Genomic DNA, 26,637 nt, shown 5'->3' with positions numbered 1-26,637 from the left:
GTTTTTTAAATTCTCTCTGCAACTAACCTCACCCCTCCATTGGAATAAATATACTTCGAAAGCAATACATAGTAGTGGCGAAATCTTACAAAAAGTCGCATAGCCATTGGAAGTAGGCAATGTTAGTATGAATATGCAATTCTATTAATCTTGTAATGGAAGGAGCGGTTTTCTTACGATCTATGACGCGCAGCACCATAATTTTTAGTGTTGAGAGGAGAATGGTACCATGCGAAATAAGAGATGGAGAAAGCGTTTGAATAGTTTTTTGGCAGTTGGATTGGTGGCAAGTATGTTAGTGCCGTCAATACCGAATATTGCAAAGGCAGAGTCGGCTGTGTCCGATTTGTTCATTTCGGAGTACGTTGAGGGCAGCAGTTTTAATAAGGCGATTGAGCTTTATAACGGAACAAGACAGGCCGTGGATTTAAGTAAGTATTCAGTGGAGCTTTACGCGAATGGTGCGACTGTGGCGACTTCAAAACTGACGTTGTCGGGGACATTAGGTGCAAATGAGACATTTGTCATCTATCATCGCGATGCAGCTGCCGGAATTAAAGATAAGGGTAATCTTGAAAATATGAGCGTCATCAATTTCAATGGGGATGATGCGCTTGTTCTTAAAAAAGAGGATAAGGTAATCGATTCATTTGGACAAGTCGGGGCAAGGAACAATTGGGGGACTGATGTCACACTCGTTCGAAAGGCTACGATTACAAGCGGGGATTCGGTTCCAAATGATGCGTTTAATCGGGATGATGAATGGAACGTTTATCCGAAGGACACATTCGATTATTTGGGGTCACATGAAATGGATGGCACCGAACCAGGTGAACCCGGAAACCCCGATGAATCCGGAGATATTTTAACAATAGCAGATGCGCGTTCTATGGCTCTTGGTGAAACGGTTACAATAAAAGGCATAGTTGCAGCTAACTTGAAAAACACCATTTCAATCCAGGACGAAACAGGAGGAATCGCAGTACGACCAATAAGTTTGCCTGCTTCAATTGGCGACGAAGTGACATTGACCGGCACACTTGCCGATTATCGGGGATTGCTGCAATTGGATGGTGCATCCATTGTTGAATTAAATAAGAATGCAGGAGACCCGGCACCTACAGTAATTACAGGGGCAGAAGTTGGCGAAGCGGTGGAATCACAGCTCGTCACTGTGCATAATGCAATCCTGTCAGATGTTCAAGCCGGAAGTGGCTGGGCAAATTATTTAGCGACGGACGGGCATGAATTCATCGTTCGTGATGAAACGGCATCACTCGGACTATCTGTCGGAACAACGTATGATTCGATTACAGGTATCGTTCAGCAGTTCGATAATGATTACCAGATCATCCCCCGTTCGACGGTGGATGTTGTCGTTGATAGTTCAGTCATTCAGCCGGTGATCGCGAATCCGGGCAGCGGTACATTTGTTGGTGGTGTGAAGGTTTCATTGACTACAGGAACACCTGATTCTGAAATTCTATATACATTGAACGGCATGAATCCGATTGAAAGTGGCGCAACATACGCTACGCCGATTGATGTAAGGGAAGACATGACAATCAAAGCTGTCGTGAAAACGAATGACGGCCGATATGGTGATGTGAAGACTTTCAATTACACAATTACAGAAAGTTTGCAAATCCATGATATACAAGGGGAGGGGCATGTATCTCCTTTTGACGGTCAAATCGTGGAAGGCGTCGAAGGAATTGTCACGTATAAATATGAACTGAACGGATCGGTTTATTATCATATCCAGTCACCGGACGATAAGCGCGACGGCAATTTGAACACTTCAGAAGCAATCGTCCTATATAGTGGGCGGGACGCTTGGAATCTCTCGATCGGGGACTTCGTTTCTGTAACGGGGGAAGTTAGTGAATATGCAATCGATGGATATGCGGATCGGCAGGAAACTGATTTGAAGACGACGCAGATCAATGTACGTGATGATCGTGGCGGCAATGTGCAAATCTTAGAGAGAAATGTGTCGCTTCCAACTCCATTCATTATTAATGAAAAGAATTTACCGAATGAGAAAATCGCAAGCTATCAGTTCGAAGAATTCGATCCTGCGACATATGCTGCCGATTTCTGGGAAAGCCGCGAAGCAATGCTTGTCCAGGTTGGCAATGTCAAGGCGGTAGGCCCCCAGGAGCATGGTGACCTTGTTACAGTATTTGAAAATGCCGCGACAGATACGCTAAATGGCGGAATTTTATTCAAGGAAGATGACGAGAACGCAGACCGTGTTCAATTCAGGTTGGAACCGAATGGGCCGGCACGTGATTTTGAAGTCGCGACGGGTGACCGTTTCACAGGGCCAATTACAGGTGTTGTCGGCTATTCGTTCCAAAACTATAAAATCTACGTGTCCTTGAATGAAATGCAACAAAGGCATACAAAAGGGGATGCAGTTCCTGAGAAGACAACGATTGTGAAATCGGAGGACAAGCTAACAATCGCTTCATATAACTTGGAAAACTTCTCGAACAATACAAAAACTACTTCGAATGATAAAACGAAAAAACTGGCACGGGCATTCGCAGTAGATATGCAGAGTCCGGATATTATCGGCGTGACCGAAGTGCAGGATAATAATGGCCCGGATGCAGGTGATTCGAAGGCGAATCAAAGTTATGAGCGACTAATCCAAGCGATTGTCGATGCAGGCGGTGTTAAGTATGAATACGTCAATATCGACCCGGTGAATAATGATGACGGCGGACAGCCGAATGCGAATATCCGTGTTGGATTCCTTTATAATCCAGCAAGGGTTTCATTGACGAATGGAATTCCGCATGGGGATGCGACAACAGCCGTGGGATATGAAAACGGAAAATTGACGCTAAATCCTGGACGGATTTCCCCGAATGACCAAGCATTCAACAGCAGTCGTAAGCCGTTGGCAGCGCAATTCGATTTCCAAGGGGAGTCCATTGTCGTAATTGCGAACCATTGGAACTCCAAAACGGGAGACACGCCATTATTCGGTTCGCAGCAGCCGCCGGTCTATGGAAGTGAAGTGCAGCGCAAGCAAATTGCGAAGCTCGTAGATGAGTTCATTTCCGACATTAAGGCCGATAATCCTGATGCGAATGTCGTTTCACTTGGAGATTTCAATGACTACCAATTTACAGATGCATTGAAAATCCATGAGGGTAACTTGATGACGAATTTGATCAATCAAGTCGAGATGGCTGACAGATATTCATACGTGTACCAAGGCAACTCGCAAGTGTTAGATCATATTTTAGTGTCGAATAATTTGGTTGATCAAACAGAAATTGATATTTTACACATCAATGCAGACTTCACGGATATGGCGGGACGTGCAAGCGATCATGATCCAGTCATGGTACAGATTGGTTTCGTTGCCCCTGTCGTTTGGGAGCCGGTTCCAATTAAGAAAGTGTATAACCTTGTTAATTATCATAAAAAGCAAGTGATGATTGCAGAACCAAGTGTTGCGGTCTATATGGACGCACAATCATCATTGAAGGATGGCATGTACCTGAAAGGGGACTATGCTGAGTTAACGGGCGAAGGGTTCAAGACGAATACCGTTATCTTACAGCCGAAGAAAAAGGGCTTAATCGTAGATATGAAAGGTACCGAGATGGGGCATGTAATCGTGGAAGGCAAACATCCACTCGAGATTAGAGGTGCCGAAAACATTGAGCGAATCGATTTTATTAAAGGGGCAGACCCTACTGAAGTCATCTTTTACAACTCGAAAGGGAAGCGCATCGGCGTTCCGAACGAGAACAATGCGCCAGTAATTTCGAAGCCGATCCCGAACAAGGATGCGAAAACCGGGGAGACAATTTCAATCGTACTCTCCGAGCATTTCAGTGATCCGGATGGTGATCAGCTGACGTATTCTGCAACAAAAGGGACAGTGAATAAAGGCGAACTTACACTGACACTTGAAGAAGGCAGCCATATCGTTGGGGTAACTGCAACGGACGGGGATAAGTCGGTTACAGCAAGCTTTACAGTGACTGTTATTAAAGAGGATGTTGACGTTCCTGGTGACGATTATTACAAGAATGCATTCGGAAAAGAAGGGCAGGCACTGAAAGATGCTCTTCACGAAATCATTTCAGATCACCGCCAGCTTTCCTATTCGGAAGTTTGGGATGCCTTAAAAGAAACCGACAAAGATCCAAATAATCCGGACAATGTCATCTTGTTCTATTCAGGCGAATCACGTTCAAAGGATCGTAACGGCGGAAATGTCGGCGATTGGAACAGAGAGCATGTTTGGGCAAAATCGCATGGCAATTTCGGTACAAGCAAAGGACCTGGGACTGATATCCATCATTTGCGTCCTACCGATGTCCAAGTGAACAGCTCACGTGGCAATCTCGATTTTGACTATGGCGGGAATGCGGTGAAAGGCTGTGATGGCTGCTTTAGAACAACAAATTCTTGGGAGCCACCTGATCGGGTAAAAGGCGATGTGGCGCGGATACTGTTCTATATGGCAACCCGTTACGAAGCCGGTGACCGTGTAGATTTGGAACTGAATGAACTGCTGAATAATGGCAGCAATCCATACCACGGTAAACTATCGGTGCTGTTAGAATGGCATGAAATGGATCCAGTCGATGCGTTTGAAATGAACCGTAATAATGTTATCGAAAAATGGCAAGGCAACCGCAATCCGTTTATCGACCATCCGGAGTGGGTTAATTCGATTTGGAAAAAAGGTAGTACTAACACAGATAATATAAGAAAAGCTTCGTAAGAAAAACGGCCTGGGGAGGTGACTTCCTGGGGCCGTTTTTTAAAATCGATATAGACGATTTAATGTTTTATGCGTGTCTGGTACGGGTTATGAGTGTCTGGGATGATTTATGAGTATTTGGAATGATTTTTGCTTTTTCCATGTCTTTATGCGTCTTTAATTAAATAATTTGGGGTAGGTGGCATTGTGCAATCCCGATAATTCGGTTACAATTTGTATGAATATTCGCCTAATATATATGTGCGTGTTCATTAGGAATGAAACTGGGAGAAGGGCAAGATATTATCCTTTAATTGTGGAGAATTGTTGTCCAGTCCGGTGGGGAAGGGATGGAATAAATTGAAGGAATTTTTGCAAACGAAGAAAGAGGAAATGCTTTTATTGCTTGAAAAGCTTGTGAATATTGACTCCGGCTCATCTCATAAGGAAGGAATAGATGAAGTTGGCGGGATATTGAAGGAACTCTATGAAGAAATAGGATTTTCAGTAGAAGTAGTTCATGAGTCTGTGAGTGGAAATAATCTCGTGATCACCTATGGGGAAAATCCATCCATCATTGCTGTAGCTCATATGGATACTGTTTTCAAAGTTGGCACCGCGAAAGAAAGACCATTCACGATAGTTGGTGACCAGGCATATGGACCTGGTGTCATTGATATGAAAGGTAGCCAAGTCGCGCTTTTGTATGCGATTAAGGCGTTGAAAGAAAACAATCCGAAAGCACTTGAAAGTGTTCAAATCATATTGAATGGTGATGAAGAAACCGGATCCGAAACGTCAAGGCCGATAATTGAAAAGTATGCCAAGGGGAAAAAATATGCATTAATCATGGAGCCTGCCCGCAAGGACGGATCGTTAGTAACCGCTCGGCGTGGAGTGGGGCGTTATTCCGTTTACGTCAAAGGTAAAGCCACACACTCCGGCATCGAACCGCAAAACGGAATTAGCGCAATTGGTGAGCTCGCCCATAAGATCATTAAATTGCATGCACTGACTAATCATGACGAGGGGGTCAGTGTTAGCGTCGGTCTTATTGAAGGAGGCGAATCGGTAAACACGGTTGCCCCAACGGCTGCTGCACATGTCGACGTACGAATTAGATATGCTGAGCAAGCCGAATTAATAGACAGGAAGATTAGGGAAATCTGTTCAACATCTGATGTTCCGGGAACAAAGATTACACTCGAAGGTGGCATTAACCGTCCTCCAATGGTGAAGAATGAGCAAACGATCGAGTTGCTGGAAGTCATCAAGGAAATAGGAGACGGCTTGGGAATCAAAATCACCGATGTCTCAACCGGAGGCGGATCCGATGCGTCATTCACTTCAGCCATTGGAATTCCGACAATCGATGGGTTAGGGCCTATCGGCGGAAATACACATAGTGAGCAGGAATATTTGGAAATCCCATCACTTGTCGAAAGAACGAACTTATTGGCAGAATTGATTGGTAGACTTTCAGCGGAGGAATGATTGGATTTAGGGAGATTCCAAGAGGGGGAAGTGATCTTGGGATCTTTTTTTGTGGGAAGGAGCATGGGAGTTCCCGATTATCGCTGAAGAGTTCTCGTTAAAGTATCGTGAGTTCTCCTTTCTCGTCGAAGAGTTCTCATTAAAGTGTTAGGAGTTCTCCTTTCTCGTCGAAGAGTTCTCATTAAAGTGTTAGGAGTTCTCCTTTCTCGTAGAAGAGTTCCCATTAAAGTGTCAGGAGTTCTCCTTTATCGTTGAAGAGTTCTCATTAAAGTGCCTGGAGTTCTCCTTTATCGTTGAAAAGTTCTCATTAAAGTGCCTGGAGTTCTCCTTTCTCGTAGAAGAGTTCTCATTAAAGTGTAGGAGTTCTCCATTATCGTAGAAAAGTTCTCATTCACTATCAAAGTGTTCCCTCAAAAAAATAACCCCCTATAATCCATAGGGAGTTAAGTCCGATACTTCTTCCATTTGCTTTTTATCATAATAAAAACCTGTACGAGAAGAAGGAAAGTAAATGCCCCTGATACGTCAAGAACAACATCCTGCATTGTAGGGGTTCTTCCTCCTGTTAAGGATTGATGATATTCATCTATACCTGCGAGAATTGCGGTAAATAATAAGGCTAAGAAAAATCGGAGTACGCGGGAAGCTTTTTTCGACAGCATCCAATAAATTACGACAGCGAGGCAGCCGAAAATCAAAAAATGTGCGCTTTTTCTTAGAAGAAATTCGACAAAATGATAATAGCCCCTTTCTTCTATTGAAATGATCCTGCCCCAATAAGGGATTTGAAGTTTTTCAAGTAAGGAATGCATCGGTTGGTTTGGTAGCCATTTTTTTAGTGATGGGATAAGGGATTGTTGTTCATAGGTTTGACCGGATGAGACAAATAGAATTCCAATGATAATTAAAAACGCCACTAATTTTTTCATACATGAATTGTACCATAATTCTTTCAGATAGAAGAAAAAAACCTTCCATTTAAGAAGGTTTTTGTTGTTAGATCTGTTAGTTCAAGTTCAGTACATCATCACGGTAGTTCTTCTGCAAGTCATCTTCAAGAAAGTCGACGAATCTTTGGAGCATGGCGGATGCCTCGGCTCTTGTCAGGTGCTGCTGTGCGTTGAACCTACGATTGGCGTCCCCATGGATGATGCCGAGTTCATTTGCGACGTATGCGCTATTCCGTGCCCAAGCCGGAATGCTTCTATCATCAGCAAATTTACTATATGCGGAGGCCGGAGCCCGTCCTTCCATTCCAAGTGCCCTGACGAGAACTGCTGCTGCTTGTGCCCGTGTTAGTGGGTCGTCCGGTTTGAACAGTTCTGCTGTGAAACCGTTGATGATACCTTGGTTAACAGCGCTTTCGATATACATATATCCTTTATCTTTCGCTGATACATCTTTGAAAATGGACTTAGTGGATGTTTTTTTAGTCGTGCTTTCCGTCACCCTTGTATCGACAGCTTTTAAAACGCCAATTGTAAAATCGTAGCGTGTCATTATCTCGCCTGGCATGAACTTAACGGATGAATCATCAAATACACCGATGGAGTAAAGTTTTTCAATGGAGTCCTTAGCCCAATGATTCGTTAAGTCAAGGAACTTAGGGACGACCAATCTTTGTAGTGTAGGCGTATTTTGTTTGGAAAGATCAAAAGACCCGTTTCTAAGGTAATACGGATAGGAATACGTATATTTACTAACCATATCTGAATTTACAATGATGATATGTCCGCCTGTGAAGCTGGATAGCGTTGGATCATGCTGACGATATTCAAGTTTCTTCGTCGTGCTATCTGAAACTTTGCTTGTAACAAGTGTCGTGCCGTTATTCCCTATAATTTCGTAGTCGATGATTTGTGTTTCTGTCGCGCCCCAGAAATTTTCATATCCCACGTTCCGACCCGTCATATGAACAGTGATCAGTTCATCTGCAGCCAATGGAATTGAAGGCCGTGTTACGATATATCTTTTAGTTGCGATTAAATCCCCGGAATAAAAATCGGAAGCTGCTCGATGATCGATTACTGTTGAGTGTGTAAATTGAATATCATCCAATGTGAATATCGTATTCGTTGTAGTCGTTACTTTTTCTGTATAGCTTTTTACAGTTGTCTGGGATGTTGTTTGCCCTTTATCTGTCCGATTGTCCAATGCAGTTTCGTAAACAACGTTGCGCACCAATTTGTCGCCGCTTTTACTAGTTAAATTGAAACGGTAGGTCGTTGTGATTTTATCTTTAGCGATTCGTTCTGTCACTACTGGCTTACCGCTGAATGTAATTGGGTAGCTCTCTAAAAAGAAAACTTCTTCATATGTATATTCATTCATAACGCCGCCATTATAATCGAGGGGCCTTGCTTCCACCCGATCCGTAAGTATTATGAATGAAATGAATGCGATGCATAAGAAAACTAGTAACTTGGATTTGTTGGAATTCATCATGTATGCTTGATCTCACCTTTTCCTCTTTATTTTGTAATATAAACGATGCTTGCATAGAGCTTTCCATCGATGTTGTCAGTTGCGATGAAAGCCTTATCGCCTTTCATAATGCTGACTGGATCGACAATTCGATTATTGCGAATGAAAATAGTACCTTCGTGGAAATTAACTTTTCCGGAAGACTTTAATTCAATGAATTGTTGACCTTCATTCAAAAAAGTGATTTCCTCTTGCAAGTCTTTTCCGCTGCTACGGTTAATGATGACACGTTGAACAATTTCATTCGTAAAGCTCATGCTTGTTACGAAAAAAGCATCAAACTTGGAATAGTAGCGGAACTGTGAGCTATCAAGCAGCTGGCCACCGTAATAGATTAATACATCATTAGATAATTGAAAAGTACTGTTTCTATTATAATAGGACTGGTAGCCCCATGAATAATGCGTGTATTTACTGCTGTCGCTCAACTTGATTTTCCCCGATAAGGCATCTAACTGATGGATCTTTCCTTTCCGGATCGACTCTATTTCTTTTTCTTCATTTAACACTTCCACTTTGTCTATACGTGATGAACCGGTTTCGGTAAATTGAAGTCTGAGACGGTCTCCTTCTATTAGAGCGCTTAGTCCTGCTGCTCCCTTATCGTTAATAATTAATGTATGACGCTGGAAATAGTAGTTTTCCAGTCCCCCATTATCTCTTTTTATTGTAAGATATCTACCGTTTTTATCTAAATACTGTAAAGTACCGAAAATAATTCTGCTTTGTTCACTAATAGTTGCAGCTTCCGCGGAATGCATGGTACTGCCTAAAAAGAAAGCGATGACGAACAAGCTAAAGATTCTTTTAATCAATTTTAACACCTCCATAAATACTAATCCTTATTCTGTATATCGGTTGAAAGTTGTGATATTTAAGTGAAAATGAATCAAAAAAAAGAGCTTGTCCTTCATTGAAAGGATGAGCTCTTCAAGGTGCTTTGAGAGGGTTCTATGTCATGTTGTAATGAACGGCGTTGAATTTCTTTTTCCAATAATATTATAAACCCGGGACAGAGATTCAGTACGATTGCTTGTTCATAGGCTTCGACCAGTAAATCGTCCGACATTCTCGACATTGCATAGACTCCTTCATAAAAAAGTTTTTAATTGCATACGTTAAAGATTCGGTATGTATACAATATCAGAGTTTTATTTTAAGAACAATCGTTCTCTTATCCACAGTTAACCGTGGATAAGTTGTGGTTAACTTGTTTGTAAAGCTGTTAACGCGCATGGGTCAATGTGTATAACGTGGACAAAGTTATCCACAAGTAGAGAAACCGCGAAATTTGTCGAAAGATTTTTTTGAAACAGTTCAATTTTTAATGCATAAAGATAGAGACCCATTGTAATTGTATTCATGTCGCGAAATATTCTTACAAGTAAAATCCTTATGTAAATGGTTTTTGATTAAGTAGATTGGCGTATTTGATCCCAAAATTTCTCATACGTTTAAGTATCAGGGTCGTCAGGAGGTTGAGTGGTGGTAAATAAAAGAAAGTACGTTGCATTCATTTTGATGTTAGTGATTGTATTGTCCGCTTGTGGAAAAGATTCGACTAACCGAACTGCCTTAACACCGAAAAGTGCAATAGAATTGGCAACCGCTTGGGTGGAGATGGAAAACATTGTAATGGCCGGTGGTTTGTATAAGGAAAGCGAGTATACGACCTTTATGCATAAACACCTAAACTATCGCTACTTGGCAGGGCATTTGGATTCAAAGAAAAAACTGAATGCGGAAATACGGAAGTTCGTGACTAAGAAAAAAGCTAAAAGGTTCATCCGAAAAAACGGGATTATTAAGTACGAAAAGAAGTTGGCGCAGCCGGAAACTGAAGATGAAGAGGAATCACTTTTAATATGGGAAATCGCGACAGCGAGGGAAATGAAATCGAAGGGAAGAAAAATGACATTCGAATTGACAGTCCCTATCGGCGATACCCGGACTGCCGAGAAGTTTACGGTCAACTATATCTATGTGAAAAAGGCTGGCTGGCGGATTGATAAATTCAATGAATGAAGAATCAATTCTTACAGATCACATCATTGAATAAAAAATATTTTAAAAGTGTCATATTTTTAGCAAAAGGCAGACTGTCAATAATGTAAGCGGATACAAAATTAATCATAATTCACAATTGATAAATTATTTGAAAAAAGAGGGTTGACGCAAGTTATTATCCGATATATGATAGCAACAATCTATTTTGATTTGTGATTCATTTCACACACTTCTATCAAATTAATAGCTGATAGATGAATTGACAAGGAGAGATTGCCTTGAGAAGTGACATGATTAAAAAAGGGGTCGACCGTGCCCCGCATCGAAGTCTGCTATATGCGACCGGTGTGAAGACCAGGGATTTGGAGAAGCCTTTCATCGGGGTTTGTAATTCATATATTGATATTATTCCAGGACATAAACATTTGAATAAATTTGCTGAAATCGTTAAAGAGGCGATTTGGGAAGCAGGCGGGGTTCCATTCGAATTCAATACGATCGGTGTCGATGATGGAATTGCGATGGGTCATATCGGAATGCGTTACTCGCTTCCGAGCCGCGAACTGATTGCCGATTCGGCGGAGACTGTTATCAATGCGCATTGGTTCGATGGTGTGTTCTACATCCCGAACTGTGACAAAATCACGCCGGGAATGCTCATGGCTGCGGTACGGACGAATGTCCCTTCCGTATTCGTCTCGGGCGGGCCGATGGAGGCGGGGGTCTCTTCAACAGGGGCTCAGCTTTCCCTAACATCGGTGTTCGAAGGAGTCGGAGCATATAAATCTGGCAAGATGACTGCGGAAGAGCTTCTTGACATTGAAAACAATGCATGTCCAACATGCGGATCTTGCTCGGGAATGTTCACGGCGAACTCTATGAACTGCCTAATGGAAATGCTTGGAATGGCGTTGCCAGGCAATGGAACAATTGTCGCGACTTCGGAAGAGCGCCATAAACTGATAAAGGATGCGGCAAAGCACTTGATCCGCATGGTGAAAGAAAATGTCAAACCGCGGGACATCGTGACGAAGGAAGCCATCGATGATGCATTCGCACTCGACATGGCGATGGGCGGATCGACGAATACGGTTTTACATACATTGGCGATCGCACATGAAGCAGAAATCGAATATAGCGTACAAGACATTAATAAAGTGGCGGAACGGGTTCCGTATTTGGCGAAAATCATGCCAGCATCGGATATCTCGATGGATGACATATTCAAAGCGGGTGGCGTCAGTGCCATCATCAATGAACTTACGAAGATCCCGGGCGCCATTCACCCCGATCGCATAACGATTACAGGCAAAACGATTGGTGAAGATGTGAAGGATCATCATATTACAAATGATCAAGTGATCCGTACAAAAGATAATCCATATAGTCCAGTCGGAGGTTTGTCGGTTTTATTCGGCAACATCGCACCGGACGGCGGAGTTATCAAAGTCGGTGCAGTCGACCCATCTATCAAGGAGTTTACTGGTGAAGCGATTGTCTTTGATTCCCAGGAAGCGGCGCAGGAGAACATTGATAACGGCAATGTCCGTGAAGGGCATGTCGTCGTCATCCGATATGAAGGTCCGAAAGGCGGGCCGGGAATGCCGGAAATGCTTGCTCCTACTTCTGCAATTCAAGGAAGAGGATTAGGAACGAAAGTGGCGCTCATTACGGATGGTCGATTCTCCGGAGCCTCCCGTGGAATTTCCATCGGACATATTTCACCGGAAGCGGCAGAGGGCGGTCCGATTGCTTTAGTCGAAGATGGAGATATTATCGCCATTGATTTGACGAATCGAACGATTGAGTTGAAGGTAACTGACGAAGTGTTAGCGGAGCGTAAAAGTAAGCTGCAACCATTCGAGCCGAAAATCAAAAAAGGGTATTTAGCAAGATATTCAAAACTTGTTACGTCAGCCAGCACTGGCGGCGTGATGAAAATATAAAAATCGATGATGGGGTAAAAGTTGATAGATCCTTGCATTCACAGAGAGCCGGTCGTGCTGGAAGCCGGCAATGCAACTATCCGCGACATCTCCCCGGAGTGGATTGCTGAAAGTGTTAGCTAGTAGGCAGTCCCGGGCTTATGTAATATTGGGCTCGTTATCAATGAATGGACGGTTATTTTTGTTCATTCGCGAGGCGGCGGATGCTGCGAACAAGGGTGGTACCATGAAAAGCTTTTTCATCCCTTACATGAAGATAGGATTTCTTTGTGTGGGGAGAAAAGGCTTTTTTTATTTATACGTGACAGTTGATTTCCGCTACAGGCGGACGCTTTCCGGGGGGCATGGCTTCAGCTTACTACTTCCTGCTCGTAACGCTACGCTTTTACTCGCAAAAGCCGTTCTTCGTAACGGCTTTCGCTCCAATCAACGGAGCAAGCCACTTTCATAGTTGGGTTAATTAATAAAAATACAATAAAAAAGTAAGGAGGAGTTTGTTAATGAGTGCGGAAGTTCAGACGGAAGTACAAATCAAGCAAGCAGTTATGGAGATGGAGCCGGAGCCTGTGGAGCAACAAGGGATTCAACCGATGGATGGGTCAGCCGTCTTGATTCAAGGGTTGAAGGGTCAGGGTGTCGAAGTCATTTTCGGTTACCCCGGGGGTGCTGTCCTACCAATATACGACGCATTATATAAGGATCCGATTCCACATGTGCTTGCCCGTCATGAACAGGGAGCCATCCATGCGGCCGAAGGGTATGCACGAGTATCTGGAAAACCGGGAGTCGTCATTGCGACATCGGGCCCGGGCGCGACGAATCTTGTGACTGGAATCACTGATGCAATGATGGATTCATTGCCACTCGTCGTTTTCACAGGGCAGGTGGCAAGCACGGTCATCGGTACAGATGCATTCCAAGAAGCGGATATCGTTGGCATTACCCAACCGATCACGAAGCATAACTACCAAGTGCAGAATGTGGAGGACTTGCCAAGGATCATTAAGGAGGCATTCCATATTGCTTCAACAGGTCGCCGTGGTCCAGTCTTAGTTGATATTCCGAAAGACATTTCAACTGCGATGTTCGTAACTGCCGAGGATCGGAATGCCGAAGTAAATCTACCAGGCTACCAGCCAACAACAACTCCGAATTACTTACAAATACAGAAGGCAGCGGAAGCAATCGCTGTTGCTAAAAAACCACTTATCCTCGCAGGGGCCGGAGTCTTACACGGCCAGGCGATGGAAGAATTGAAGACACTATTGGAGAAGAACCGCATTCCAGTTACGAACACATTGTTAGGATTAGGCGGAATCGCGGGAGACCACGAACTGTTCCTTGGCATGGCCGGTATGCATGGGACGTATACCGCGAATATGGCGATTAGCGAATGTGATGTGCTTCTGAATATCGGCGCGCGATTCGATGATCGACTAACTGGCAATCTTAAAACGTTCGCACCAAATGCAAAAGTGATTCATATCGACATTGATCCTGCCGAGATCGGCAAGAACGTCCCAACAGAAATCCCGATTGTGGCAGACTCGAAAGAAGCTTTGAAGGCACTGCTCAATCAGGAGTTCGAAGCTCCGGATACTGCGGAGTGGTTGAACTACTTAAACGGGCTCACTGAAGAAGGTCCGTTATGGTACAACTTGGATGAACACGAACTGCTTCCGCAAGAGGCAATTCAAATGATTCACCGCATCACGAAAGGAAATGCAATTGTCACGACAGACGTCGGACAGCATCAAATGTGGGCGGCCCAATATTATTCATTGAACAACCCGGATCATTGGGTAACATCCGGAGGTCTTGGAACGATGGGATTCGGCTTCCCGGCAGCTATTGGTGCGCAAATTGCGAAACCGGAAGCGCGGGTCGTTGCTATTGTCGGAGACGGCGGATTCCAAATGACAGCACAAGAATTATCGCTTCTACAAGAGTTGAGGATTCCCGTGAAAGTCGTCATCTTGAACAACGGGGCGCTCGGAATGGTGCGTCAGTGGCAGCAGACATTTTACGATGAACGCTACTCACAGTCATTGATCCCCGTCCAACCGGATTTCGTCAAGCTTGCCGAAGCCTATGACATCAAGGGATATCGGGTTTCAAAGAAAGAGGATGCTGAAAAGATTTTTGAGGAAGCCCTTTTATCGGATGAACCAGTTCTTATCGATTGCCGAGTGAAAATGCTCGAAAACGTCTACCCGATGGTGGCGCCAGGAAAAGGTCTAAATGAAATGATTGGGGTGAAACGTGCATGAGAAGAGTCATAACAGTTACGGCTATCAATCAAAGCGGAGTGTTAAACCGGGTGACGGGATTGCTGATGAAGCGGCAATTCAATATCGAAAGCATTACCGTCGGACACACTGAACAGCCCGGAATGTCGAAAATGACATTCATCGTGCATGTGGAAGATGAACAGAAAATCGAACAGTTGGTAAAGCAACTTCAGAAGCAGATTGATGTGCTTAAAGTAAATGATATAACTGAGAAGGCAATTGTGATGCGTGAACTCGCTTTGGTGAAAGTTGTTTCCCCGCCACATGCACGTAGTGAAATCAATAGTATTATCGAGCCGTTCCGGGCGACGGTGATTGATTCTGGGAAGAATGTTGTCACGTATCAAGTGACCGGCGCACCTGAGAAGATTGAAGCTTTCATTGATCTGGTGAAACCTTATGGAATCAAGGAGTTAGCAAGGACCGGCGCAACAGCGTTCACTCGAGAGATTCAGAAGGTGAACTCACCGCAGTTATCGATTTTGAAATAAAACATAAAAATAAAACCCGAAAAACCAAAAAACCAAGGAGGAATTTACAATGGCTAAAATGTATTACAACCAGGATATCAATGAAGGACTATTACAAGGAAAGACAATCGCGGTGGTCGGATACGGTTCACAAGGCCACGCACATGCACAAAACCTGAAAGACTCAGGATTCAACGTAGTCGTCGGTGTTCGCCCGGGGAAATCTTTCGATCAAGCAAAAGAAGATGGACTTGAAGTGAAAACAGTTCGCGAAGCAGCTGAACAAGCAGACATCATCATGGTTTTGCTCCCAGATGAAAGACAGAAAAAAGTATATGAAGAAGAAATCGAACCAGCACTAACAGCAGGTAAATCCCTCGTATTCGCGCATGGATTTAACGTTCATTTCAATCAAATCGTGCCGCCAGCAGATGTCGACGTATTCTTGGTCGCACCGAAAGGACCGGGGCATCTTGTGCGCAGAACGTATGAAGCGGGCGCTGGTGTACCAGCATTATTCGCTGTTCATCAAGACGTTTCCGGTCAAGCGAAGGATGTTGCTCTTGCTTATGCTAAAGGAATCGGGGCTGCACGTGCCGGAGTTCTTGAAACTTCATTCAAAGAAGAAACTGAAACAGATCTATTCGGAGAGCAAGCGGTACTTTGCGGTGGCTTGACTTCCCTCGTTAAAGCAGGCTTCGAAACATTGGTAGAAGCTGGCTATCAGCCTGAACTTGCCTATTTCGAAACAATGCATGAATTGAAACTGATCGTAGATTTGATGTATGAAGGCGGAATGTCCGGAATGCGCTATTCGATTTCGGATACGGCTGAGTGGGGAGATTTTGTATCGGGTCCACGGGTTGTCGATGCGGACACGAAAGCGCGCATGAAAGAAATTTTGACAGATATCCAGGAAGGCAAATTCGCAAAAGGATGGATTGAAGAAAATGAAAACGGTCGTCCGAATTTCAATGCATATGAAGAGTCGGAAGCGAAACATCAAATCGAAGAAGTTGGAGCAAAACTTCGCGCAATGATGCCGTTTGTGAATGAAGGTGCAAAATCCAAACAGAAAGAAGTGGTGGGCAGTGCGCAGAATTGACATCTTTGATACGACGCTACGTGATGGTGAACAGTCAGCCGGCATCAATTTGAACACGGCTGAAAAGATGGAAATCGCCCGTCAACTTGAACGGTTTGGCGCGACGGTGATAGAAGCGGGATTCCCTGCTTCTTCACCTGGTGATTTCGAGGCGGTGCAACGAATCGCGAATACAGTGAAGAACTCGACGGTAACAGGCCTTGCACGAGCAATGAAAAGTGATATCGACACATCATGGGAAGCGCTTAAAGGAGGAGAACAACCTCATCTTCATGTCTTCTTGGCAACATCGCCGATTCATATGGACTACAAATTGAAAAAGACTCCCGATCAGGTTGTCGATATTGCGGTAGAAGCCGTTAAATATGCGAAAAAATACTTTCCACTCGTTCAATGGTCAGCAGAAGACGCATTCCGTTCAGACCCGGAATTCTTGGTCCGTATTATCAATCAAGTGATCAAGGCCGGTGCAACGACGATCAATATTCCTGACACAGTCGGTTACGCAACACCTCAGGAATACGGTGCTTTATTCAAATTTTTGAAGGAGAATGTGATTGGAATTGATCGAGTGAAGCTATCCGCGCATTGTCATAATGATTTGGGAATGGCAGTTGCAAACTCAATTGCGGCAATTGAAAACGGCGCAGACCAAGTTGAAGGTACGATTAACGGGATCGGTGAACGGGCTGGAAATGCAGCACTCGAAGAAATCGCTGTAGCACTTCATATTCGGAAAGATATCTATGGTTTTGAAACTAACATCAATCTTCAGGAAATCAAACGCACAAGCCAGTTGGTTAGCCAATTGACAGGCGTCGTCATCCAACCGAATAAAGCAGTTGTCGGGAAAAATGCCTTTGCCCATGAATCCGGAATCCATCAGGACGGCATGCTGAAAAATCGGGAGACTTATGAAATCATCACTCCGGAATTGATTGGAGAAACGACGGCACCTCTTGCGCTTGGCAAACATTCGGGACGCCATGCATTCAAGGATCGGGCAATAACGATGGGCTTTGAGTTGAACGATCAGCAGTTGAATGAAGCCTTTGCGGAGTTTAAGAAGTTAGCAGATCGCAAAAAGGAAATTACAGAAGATGATCTATTCGTCCTCTTCACTGGAAAGCAAATCGAAAGTGCGGACGCATCCATCTACGAATTGACGAATGTGCAAGTGCAATACGGAACTTCGAATGTACCGACAGCAACTGTCGCGGCAGACGTACCTTCCGGAGAAAACGTCGTCGTTGCAACTACTGGTGCTGGTTCCGTCGAAGCAATCTTCAATGCATTGGAACTGCTTGTGAAAGGGCATGTCAATATATTGGATTACCGCGTCACATCTATCGGCAAAGGACGTGATGCCCTCGGGGAGGCAGTCGTTAATCTACGATTTAACGGAGAAACGTATACAGGGCGCGATATTTCGCAGGACGTGTTGGAAGCGTCGGCTAAAGCATACTTGAATGCTATTAATAGAAAGTTAGTGAAGGATCAGGCGTTGTTGAAGGTGAAGGAAATGGTTGGGCAGTGAGTTTATGAGTGATTGTGGGAATTTATGCGTGATTGAGTGGCTTTATGCGTAAGTTTTAGGATTTATAATTAATTCCGCCGTTTTATGCGTTTCTGCAGAGATTTATGAGTAATTGTTTCTACCAACTACTAATTTCCGTTGATTGAAGCGTAAGGCGGCGACTCCAGCGGGAATAGCATGAGCTGAAGACCCCGCAGGAGCGTAGCGACGAGGAGGCTGAAGCCATGCCCGCGGAAAGCGTCCGCCTGAAGCGAAAATCAACAGTATTTTATACGTTTTTGAGACTGAATATTTTGTAAGTTAATGACAACAAAGGGGAGAATTGCTATGGAAAAAAGAGTGGCTGTATTACAAGGTGATGGAATTGGACCAGAAGTGACTGAAGCTGCAGTGCGAGTACTCGAGGTGGTTGCGAGAAGGTTTAATCATACATTCCATTTCAACTACGGTTCTATAGGTGGGGAAGCGATTGATAAGTTCAACAATCCACTTCCTGAAGAGACGATTGCTCTCTGCGAATCAAGTGATGCAGTCCTCTTAGGGGCAGTCGGGGGACCTAAATGGGACCAAAATCCATCTGATTTGCGACCTGAAAAAGGACTGCTTGCTATCCGAAAGCATTTTGATTTATTCGCAAACCTAAGGCCCGTGAAGGCTGTCCCTTCCTTGCTGCATGCTTCACCTTTAAAAGAAGAAGTCGTTCGTGACGTTGACATGGTAATCGTCCGAGAGTTGACAGGAGGCCTTTATTTTGGGCAACCGAGTCGGAAAACCGAATCGACCGCAGTCGATACACTCGTCTATACACGTGAGGAAATCGAGCGGATCGTCGATAAAGCGTTTGAACTTGCCCGCTTGCGGAAAGGAAAAGTGACATCCGTTGATAAGGCGAATGTACTTCAATCCAGTAAGCTTTGGCGGGAAGTCGTCGAGGAAAAACGAAAAAGTTATCCGGACATCGAAGTCGAGCATCAATTAGTCGATTCGGCAGCGATGAAATTAATTACAAATCCAGCTGCTTTCGATGTAGTCGTCACTGAAAATATGTTTGGTGATATTTTAAGTGATGAAGCATCCGTTATTACGGGATCACTTGGTTTATTGCCATCCGCAAGTGTCCGTTCCGACGGTTTTGGTCTATACGAGCCGGTACATGGATCTGCTCCGGATGTAGCCGGAAAAGGAGTTGCGAATCCAGTTGCTGCAATTTTGTCTGCTGCGATGATGCTTCGCTACTCATTCGGCATGGAGACGGAAGCGGCAGCGATTGAAAAAGCGGTTAACACAGTGTTTGAAGAAGGACATTTCACAGCGGATTTGAAGGGCGAACTTGACCGGTTTCATTCGACGAAAGAATGGACGGATAAGGTGATTAATGAACTGGACCTTCAGTTCGTTTCCAATAGCATTATGTTTTCTTACGTTTAATTTTATTCAGCCGGAATTCTTCACATAAGTGAATGGAAACATGTAGAAATATTTATGGCATAGTTGGGATTTAAAACACGGCAGAATAAAATAGCCTCCGGCGGATGTCACAGATTTTTGAAGGAGTTTATCGAGCAAGTTCGATAAAAATCTGGACGCAATTACGCCAAGGCGTAATTGATTGGAAGGGAAGGAGAAGCGCAATGGCCAAAACAATTATTGAAAAGATTTGGGATCAGCATATTGTCTATGAAGAACAGGGGAAGCCGGATTTGCTCTACATCGACCTTCATTTATTGCATGAAGTGACTTCTCCTCAGGCATTTGAAGGGTTGCGGATTGCGGGCCGGAAAGTGCGTCGTCCCGATCTATGTTTCGCAACGATGGATCATAATGTGCCGACCCGAAACTTACCGACTATCAACGACCCAATCGCGAAAAAGCAGATTACAACTTTGGAAAAGAACTGTACAGAATTCGGCATTCCACTTGCGGATATGGAGCATCCAGATCAGGGAATCGTTCATATTATCGGCCCAGAGCTTGGATTAACGCAGCCCGGCAAGACAATTGTCTGCGGGGATAGCCATACGTCAACGCATGGGGCATTCGGTGCAATCGCGTTCGGTATCGGTACGAGTGAAGTTGAACATGTCCTTTCGACACAGACGTTATGGCAATCAAAACCGAAAACGATGGAAATCCACATTAATGGAAAGTTAGGTTATGGCGTTACCGCGAAGGACGTCATCCTTGCAATCATCGCGAAATTTGGAATCGACGTCGGTACAGGACATATCGTCGAATACACAGGTGAAGCGATTCGTGCAATGTCGATGGAAGAACGGATGACCATTTGCAATATGTCCATCGAAGCTGGGGCAAAAGCGGGCTTGATCAGCCCGGATGAAACGACGATCGACTATTTACGAGGCCGCCGACATGTCCCCGAAGGTGAGGCGTTTGAGGAGGCAACGGAAAAATGGTTCGCTTTGGCAACGGATGAAGGAGCAGTTTATGATACTGTCCTTGAAGTGAATGCTGAAGAAATCGAGCCGTTTGTCACGTGGGGAACGAATCCTTCCATGGGATCGGGAATCAGCGCAACTGTTCCGACAGTAGCGGATTTCGTGAATGAATCCGATAAAGAGGCTTTGAAAAAAGCGCTTACCTACATGGGGCTTGAACAGGGGACGCCGCTATCTTTAATTGCAGTACAGCATGTATTCATCGGGTCTTGCACAAATGCCAGATTAAGCGATTTGCGGAATGCGGCAGAAGTGATTGCGGGACAAAAAGTGCATCCGGATGTCACGGCAATCGTCGTTCCAGGTTCCCGAACAGTGAAAAGGCAGGCGGAAGAGGAAGGTTTGGATAAAGTATTCCTTGAAGCAGGCTTTGAATGGCGCGAATCAGGCTGCAGCATGTGTCTTGCTATGAATGATGATGTCGTTCCAGCAGGCGAGAGATGTGCATCGACGTCGAATCGTAATTTTGAAGGCAGGCAAGGTGCGGGATCAAGAACACATTTGATGAGCCCAGCTATGGCAGCCGCTGCCGCAATTACAGGTCATTTCACGGACGTGCGTACGATGAAACTTGCTCACGCATAAAGAAAGGATGATTTCATGGAACCGATTAATGAAGTGCAAAGCGTCATGACTCCACTTGACCGGAAAAATGTCGATACCGACCAGATCATTTCAAAGGAATTCCTTAAACGGATTGAACGGACCGGCTTCGGAAAATACCTTTTTTATCATTGGAGAATTAACGCGGATGGCACGGAAAATAAAGATTTCGTTTTAAACGATGAACGTTTCAAGGGCTCAAAAATCCTCGTTGCCCAAGAGAATTTTGGCTGCGGTTCTTCAAGAGAGCACGCGCCGTGGGCTATTTTAGACTATGGATTCGAAGTTGTCATTGCACCGTCATTCGCGGATATTTTCCATAATAACTGCTTTAAAAACGGTTTACTTCCAATCCGACTTAAGGTGGATGAAATCGAAGAGTTGTTAACAAAAGGAAAATCCAAGCCATATGCTTTGGAAATTAATCTTGAGCAGCAAACTGTTACAGGTGAAGACGGGAAAGCCTATACGTTTGATATCGATCCATACTATAAGCAAATGTTGTTGAACGGCTGGGATGAAATCGCTTTGACCTTCCAATACGAAGAACAAATTTCGGAGTATGAAAAAAAGCATGCTTGATCATAAGACTGTAAACAAAATCGGGAGGGATGATTTTGTTTACAGTTTTTTTATTTGTGCTTATACGGTGGACTTCCCATAGAACGCCTCCGACTTCCCATAGAACACGGCGGACTTCCCGTAGAACGCTACCGACTTCCCGTAGAACACGATTGACTTCCCATAGAACACGGCGGACTTCCCGTAGAACACGATTGACTTCCCATAGAACACGGCGGACTTCCCATAGAACGCCTCCGACTTCCCATAGACCCCCTATTTGCCCGTACCCTGCCCTAACTTTCACCTTCTATAACCATTAGGGCATTTTCACAGCCTGATTTGTTACTTTCCTACTGTACCACAACAATCGAACGTGAAATACATTACTATATAACAGAATACAACGTAAATCACTGAAAGGTGTGGAATGGATTCATGAATCGTATTGAACAGGTAAAGCAGTTGGAGAATAGCTGGCGTGAGGATGGCAGATGGGCGGGAATTGAACGGGGCTATAGTGGGGAAGAGGTTGTGAAGCTCCGTGGTTCAGTTCAAATTGAACAGACATTGGCGAAAAAAGGTGCGGAACGGCTTTGGAAATCACTGCATGAAGAGGATTTCATTAATGCGTTGGGCGCATTGACGGGGAATCAGGCTGTCCAGCAGGTGAAGGCTGGTCTTCAGGCAATTTACTTAAGCGGTTGGCAAGTGGCTGCGGATGCTAATATGGCGGGCCATATGTATCCCGATCAGAGCCTTTACCCGGTAAATAGTGTGCCGAATGTTGTGAAGCGCATCAATCAGGCGCTGCAACGTGCTGATCAAATCGATCATGTTGAGGGTAGAGAAGACGGATTTGATTGGTTTGCACCGATTGTGGCGGATGCGGAAGCCGGATTCGGCGGTCCGTTGAATGTGTTCGAATTAATGAAGGCGATGATTGAGGCGGGGGCGGCTGGTGTTCATTTTGAAGATCAGCTTGCTTCGGAAAAGAAATGTGGTCATCTTGGTGGGAAGGTGTTGCTTCCTACGCAAAATGCTGTCCGAAATTTGATATCCGCGAGGCTTGCTGCGGATGTGTTAGGTGTATCGACAGTCATCATTGCACGTACTGATGCGGATGCTGCGGACTTGATTACAAGTGATATTGACGAACGAGATCATACATTCATCACAGGGGAACGCACTCCGGAAGGATTTTTCCGGACGAAAGCTGGTATCGATCAGGCAATTGCTCGGGGCCTTGCCTATGCGCCATATGCCGATCTCATCTGGTGTGAAACATCCACTCCTGATCTCCAAGAAGCTAAGCGGTTTGCGGATGCGATCCATGAGAAATTTCCAGGGAAGATGCTTGCTTATAATTGCTCCCCTTCATTTAACTGGAAGGCGAATCTCAATGAAGAAACAATTGAAAAGTTCCAGCGTGAATTAGGCAAGATGGGGTACAAATTCCAATTCGTCACACTCGCAGGCTTCCATTCATTGAACCATAGCATGTTCGAGTTGGCGCATAGATATAAAGACCACGGAATGGCGGCGTACTCGAAGTTGCAGGAAGCGGAATTTGCGAATGAATCGAAAGGGTACACAGCGACCCGCCATCAGCGTGAAGTCGGTACAGGGTATTTCGACGAAGTGGCTCAAGTCATTTCAGGTGGCACTTCTTCTACAACTGCCATGAAGGGTTCAACTGAGAAAGCGCAGTTTATTTAATTAGCGAAAGGATGGTCGAACTGGCTTCTAAAAAAGTACGTTTCAATATCGATGTTGTCGGTGAAATGACTGCTTGGACGGAAGAAATCCTGACTCCGGAAGCGTTGGAATTCCTATATAGTCTGCATGATACGTTCAATGGAAGACGAAAGGAACTGTTGGATAAACGGAAACAACGCCAACAGCTCCTTAATGAAGGACAGAAGCTTGATTACCTTGAGGAAACGAAGCATATCCGGGAGGGGGATTGGAGTGTTGCACCGATCCCCCATGATTTGCAGGATCGGCGGGTCGAAATTACAGGACCAGTGGATCGAAAAATGATCATCAATGCACTAAATTCGGGGGCGAAAGCTTTCATGGCGGACTTTGAGGATGCGACTTCTCCGACCTGGTCGAATATGATCAATGGGCAAGTCAATCTGAAAGATGCTGTCAGGCGGACAATTGAGTTTGAACAGCCGTCGAATGGAAAGACCTATTCATTGAATGACGAGACTGCTGTTTTACTCGTTAGGACGCGCGGACTGCATTTGGATGAAAAGCATCTTTTAATCGACGGTGAACCGATGGCAGGAGGGCTTTTCGATTTTGGACTCTACTTTTTTCATAATGCGAATGAGTTAATCGCAAAAGGGACGGCACCGTATTTTTATTTACCGAAGCTTGAAAGCCATTTGGAGGCAAGGTTTTGGAATGAAGTATTCCTTTTCGCGCAGGAAAGGCTTGAAATTCCGGTCGGGACGATACGTGCAACGGTATTGATCGAAACAATTACCGCTGCTTTTGAAATGGATGAAATCCTTTATGAATTGCGGGATCATGCAGCGGGGCTGAATTGTGGCCGCTGGGATTATATTTTTAGCTTCATTAAAAGACTTCGGAACGAGCTGGATGTAATTCTGCCAGATCGAGGGCAAGTGATGATGACATCACCATTCATGCGGGCTTATACACAGCTTTGCATCCAAACATGCCATAAGCGCAATGCTTTTGCTCTTGGAGGGATGGCCGCACAAATTCCGATTCGGAATAATCCTGAGGCGAATGAAGAAGCGTTCAGGAAAGTTGCAGAAGATAAACGCTGGGAAGTGACGGACGGACATGATGGGACGTGGGTTGCTCACCCGGGACTTGTCGCTATTGCGATGAAGGAATTCGACAAGCAAATGGAAGGGCCGAATCAGGTGCATCGGAAGCGTGAGGACGTTAAAGTGACGGCTGCAGATCTGCTTGAAGTGCCGACGGGGACGATTACAGAGGATGGATTGCGGATGAATTGCAGTGTCGGCGTTCAATATATTGCATCTTGGTTGAACGGAAATGGCGCTGTACCAATCAATCATCTGATGGAGGATGCTGCAACCGCTGAAATTTCTCGTTCCCAAGTTTGGCAATGGATTCGCCATCCAGAAGGGAAGCTTGAAGATGGAAGGGAAATCACTGTTGATTTATTCCATGAAGTTTTTGAAGAGGAAATGAGTAAGTTGAAAGCGTCGATTGGGGAAAAGGAATTTCGCTTTGGAAAGTATAAAGAAGCGAGCGAGTTGTTTGTTAAGTTGACGTTGCAAGAGGAGTTCGAAGAGTTTTTGACGCTTCCGGGATATGGGATTTTACATTAAAAGGAGGGATTCAATATGGAAACTCAAACAAAGTCAGCAAAGACCTGTGTGGAATGTGGGTGTGAAATTGTAGAGCAAGTGGAGTCTCTACTATATGAATGTGAGCGTTGCATCGGCAAGTATCTAGAATGATAAGAAGCCCGTTCCCGTTGTACATGGAAACGGGCTTTTGAAGTCAAGTCCTTAATCTTGTGTAAATTCCCTTTTAATGTTTTCATGGATTTCTTTCAACAAAATATATTAGGTAATACTGGATACGCCTACAATCTAACTGCTCGCAACTTTACTTGGAGAGGCGGGCATGATAGCCTTGGCGGGAAAAGCCAGCCCCATCGGCTGGATTTCCTGGCTTTGGACTCATGCCCGCAGAGGCTCCATGTCAAGTTGCATGACGATCAATTAAGTCTTACGACTTTTTATCTGTAAACAATCTTTTATTCCAGTATTTGTTTCCATCCACATAACTGATGAGCACGGCGCCAATTAATCTGAAAGCGGATTGGGTGTTGGGAAAGATCCGAATTACACGTTCTCTCCTGCGAATCTCCTCGTTTAACCTCTCGACACCGTTTGTGCTTCTAATAGACTTACGATGGGCAATCGGAAAGTTGATATATTGAATAGAATCCTCGAAGCCCTCATCGAGAATTCCCAATGCCTTTTGGTACTTGGAGTTGCCTTCGTACTTTTCAAAGAAAAGCCCTTTCAGATTCCGTACAGTATCCATATCTTCTGCGGCAAATATGCTTTTTAGGAGGCTAATCGCTTCCTGGTTGTCCTTCTTTGGAAAGGCTTCGACAATATTGCGTTTGAAATGAACATTGCATCGCTGCCAAGAAGTACCCACGAAATCTTGTTGAATTGCCTTTTTAAGACCTTCATGTGCATCGGAAACGACCAGTTTAGGTGATTGAAGACCTCTTGAAATAAGGTGTTGGAAAAAAGCAGACCAACTCTTGAAACTTTCATTATGATCCACTTTCAAACCAAGAATTTCTCGACGACCCTCTTTATCAACTCCAAGGGCGAGGTAGACAGCTTTAGAAACCACACGATTGTACTCCCTTACTTTAATGTACATGGCGTCCACAAATAAATAAGGAAAGTAGCTTGTATTCAAAGGTCGGTTAGCCCATTCGTTGACAATAGGATCTAACTTCGCCGTCAAGGATGAGACGAATGATTTTGAAACACTCTTACCACATAACTGTTCCACAACCTTTGTGACCTTACGTGTCGATACGCCATTCACTACCATCTCAAGCATAGAGAGGACAAGTGCCTGGTCGCATCTTGCGTATCTTTCAAAAACGGAAGGAGCGAAATCACCTTGGCGTGTGCGGGGGACCTTCAATGTGATTTTTCCGATACTCATGGTTAAATCTCGTTCGTAGTATCCGTTACGATAGTCAATACGGTCGACGGAACGCTCATAGGAAGCCGCCTTTAAGTACTCATCCCGCTCCATTTCCATGTATTCATTCAGAACGAGAACGATTGTGGATTTGACGACAGCATCAATGTTTGAATTCATTACAGAGTCTTTTAAAATATCCATATCTAGGTTAAAATTAAGTTGGGCCATTTTCCATTCCTCCAAATGT

Annotated in this window: 19 protein-coding genes; 14 read left to right on the top strand and 5 right to left on the bottom strand. The window is 44.5% G+C overall.

What is annotated here, in order from left to right; translation table 11 throughout:
• Positions 1-229: 229 nt before the first annotated feature.
• Complete coding sequence (locus tag ACFPZG_RS03685; RefSeq protein WP_317940571.1) at positions 230-4,759, top strand: endonuclease; 4,530 nt, start codon at positions 230-232, stop codon at positions 4,757-4,759.
• 339 nt (positions 4,760-5,098) lie between these two features.
• On the top strand, positions 5,099-6,232 hold the full coding sequence (locus tag ACFPZG_RS03680; RefSeq protein ID WP_317940572.1) for a M20 family metallopeptidase: 1,134 nt from the start codon (positions 5,099-5,101) through the stop codon (positions 6,230-6,232).
• A gap of 443 nt (positions 6,233-6,675) precedes the next feature.
• Here ACFPZG_RS03680 and ACFPZG_RS03675 read toward each other — a convergent pair whose 3' ends face one another.
• From ACFPZG_RS03675 to ACFPZG_RS03660, 4 genes are all read right to left on the bottom strand, one after another.
• Positions 6,676-7,161: a VanZ family protein gene (locus tag ACFPZG_RS03675; RefSeq protein WP_317940573.1), complete on the bottom strand. Its 486-nt coding sequence runs from the start codon at positions 7,159-7,161 to the stop codon at positions 6,676-6,678.
• 76 nt (positions 7,162-7,237) lie between these two features.
• On the bottom strand, positions 7,238-8,599 hold the full coding sequence (locus ACFPZG_RS03670; protein ID WP_381426403.1) for an S-layer homology domain-containing protein: 1,362 nt from the start codon (positions 8,597-8,599) through the stop codon (positions 7,238-7,240).
• A gap of 104 nt (positions 8,600-8,703) precedes the next feature.
• Entirely contained in the window at positions 8,704-9,531 is an 828-nt protein-coding gene (locus ACFPZG_RS03665) for a hypothetical protein (RefSeq protein ID WP_317940575.1), read from the bottom strand.
• Positions 9,532-9,626: 95 nt separating this feature from the next.
• Positions 9,627-9,785, bottom strand: coding sequence for a sporulation histidine kinase inhibitor Sda (locus ACFPZG_RS03660; protein WP_381426414.1), 159 nt, complete (start codon positions 9,783-9,785; stop codon positions 9,627-9,629).
• 416 nt (positions 9,786-10,201) lie between these two features.
• Here ACFPZG_RS03660 and ACFPZG_RS03655 point away from each other — a divergent pair, with 416 nt between their 5' ends.
• From ACFPZG_RS03655 to ACFPZG_RS03600, 12 genes are all read left to right on the top strand, one after another.
• Complete coding sequence (locus ACFPZG_RS03655) at positions 10,202-10,741, top strand: DL-endopeptidase inhibitor IseA family protein (protein WP_283732728.1); 540 nt, start codon at positions 10,202-10,204, stop codon at positions 10,739-10,741.
• Positions 10,742-11,001: 260 nt separating this feature from the next.
• Positions 11,002-12,669, top strand: coding sequence for a dihydroxy-acid dehydratase (gene ilvD, locus ACFPZG_RS03650; RefSeq protein ID WP_317940576.1), 1,668 nt, complete (start codon positions 11,002-11,004; stop codon positions 12,667-12,669).
• Positions 12,670-13,214: 545 nt separating this feature from the next.
• Complete coding sequence (gene ilvB / locus ACFPZG_RS03645; protein WP_283734690.1) at positions 13,215-14,939, top strand: acetolactate synthase large subunit; 1,725 nt, start codon at positions 13,215-13,217, stop codon at positions 14,937-14,939.
• A complete protein-coding gene (ilvN, locus tag ACFPZG_RS03640) occupies positions 14,936-15,451 on the top strand; it encodes an acetolactate synthase small subunit (RefSeq protein ID WP_283732727.1) in 516 nt (171 codons plus the stop codon). The genes ilvB and ilvN overlap by 4 nt, the downstream gene beginning before the upstream one ends.
• Before the next feature lie 49 nt (positions 15,452-15,500).
• Positions 15,501-16,535: a ketol-acid reductoisomerase gene (ilvC, locus tag ACFPZG_RS03635; RefSeq protein WP_317940577.1), complete on the top strand. Its 1,035-nt coding sequence runs from the start codon at positions 15,501-15,503 to the stop codon at positions 16,533-16,535.
• On the top strand, positions 16,522-18,072 hold the full coding sequence (locus ACFPZG_RS03630; RefSeq protein ID WP_317940578.1) for a 2-isopropylmalate synthase: 1,551 nt from the start codon (positions 16,522-16,524) through the stop codon (positions 18,070-18,072). Before ilvC ends, ACFPZG_RS03630 begins: the two co-directional genes overlap by 14 nt.
• A gap of 327 nt (positions 18,073-18,399) precedes the next feature.
• A complete protein-coding gene (gene leuB, locus ACFPZG_RS03625; protein WP_283732726.1) occupies positions 18,400-19,500 on the top strand; it encodes a 3-isopropylmalate dehydrogenase in 1,101 nt (366 codons plus the stop codon).
• 203 nt (positions 19,501-19,703) lie between these two features.
• The gene (gene leuC, locus ACFPZG_RS03620) at positions 19,704-21,113 is read left to right on the top strand and encodes a 3-isopropylmalate dehydratase large subunit (protein WP_317940579.1); all 1,410 of its coding nucleotides are present in this window, start codon (positions 19,704-19,706) and stop codon (positions 21,111-21,113) included.
• A gap of 15 nt (positions 21,114-21,128) precedes the next feature.
• On the top strand, positions 21,129-21,713 hold the full coding sequence (gene leuD / locus ACFPZG_RS03615; protein ID WP_317940580.1) for a 3-isopropylmalate dehydratase small subunit: 585 nt from the start codon (positions 21,129-21,131) through the stop codon (positions 21,711-21,713).
• Positions 21,714-22,130: 417 nt separating this feature from the next.
• On the top strand, positions 22,131-23,411 hold the full coding sequence (aceA, locus tag ACFPZG_RS03610; RefSeq protein WP_317940581.1) for an isocitrate lyase: 1,281 nt from the start codon (positions 22,131-22,133) through the stop codon (positions 23,409-23,411).
• An 11-nt stretch (positions 23,412-23,422) separates the two neighbouring features.
• Positions 23,423-25,033 carry a malate synthase A gene (gene aceB / locus ACFPZG_RS03605; RefSeq protein ID WP_317940582.1) on the top strand — a complete coding sequence of 537 codons (1,611 nt, stop codon included), beginning with the start codon at positions 23,423-23,425 and terminating at the stop codon, positions 25,031-25,033.
• A 15-nt stretch (positions 25,034-25,048) separates the two neighbouring features.
• A complete protein-coding gene (locus ACFPZG_RS03600) occupies positions 25,049-25,165 on the top strand; it encodes a YhfH family protein (RefSeq protein WP_283732725.1) in 117 nt (38 codons plus the stop codon).
• Positions 25,166-25,439: 274 nt separating this feature from the next.
• On the opposite strand, the gene ACFPZG_RS03595 is transcribed toward ACFPZG_RS03600, so the two are convergent.
• On the bottom strand, positions 25,440-26,618 hold the full coding sequence (locus ACFPZG_RS03595) for an IS256 family transposase (RefSeq protein ID WP_317940583.1): 1,179 nt from the start codon (positions 26,616-26,618) through the stop codon (positions 25,440-25,442).
• Positions 26,619-26,637: the final 19 nt, after the last annotated feature.

Origin of the sequence: Sporosarcina thermotolerans (genome assembly GCF_042658975.1) — a bacterium.
Taxonomy (GTDB): domain Bacteria; phylum Bacillota; class Bacilli; order Bacillales_A; family Planococcaceae; genus Sporosarcina; species Sporosarcina thermotolerans.
This window is presented reverse-complemented; position numbering and strand designations above follow the sequence as displayed.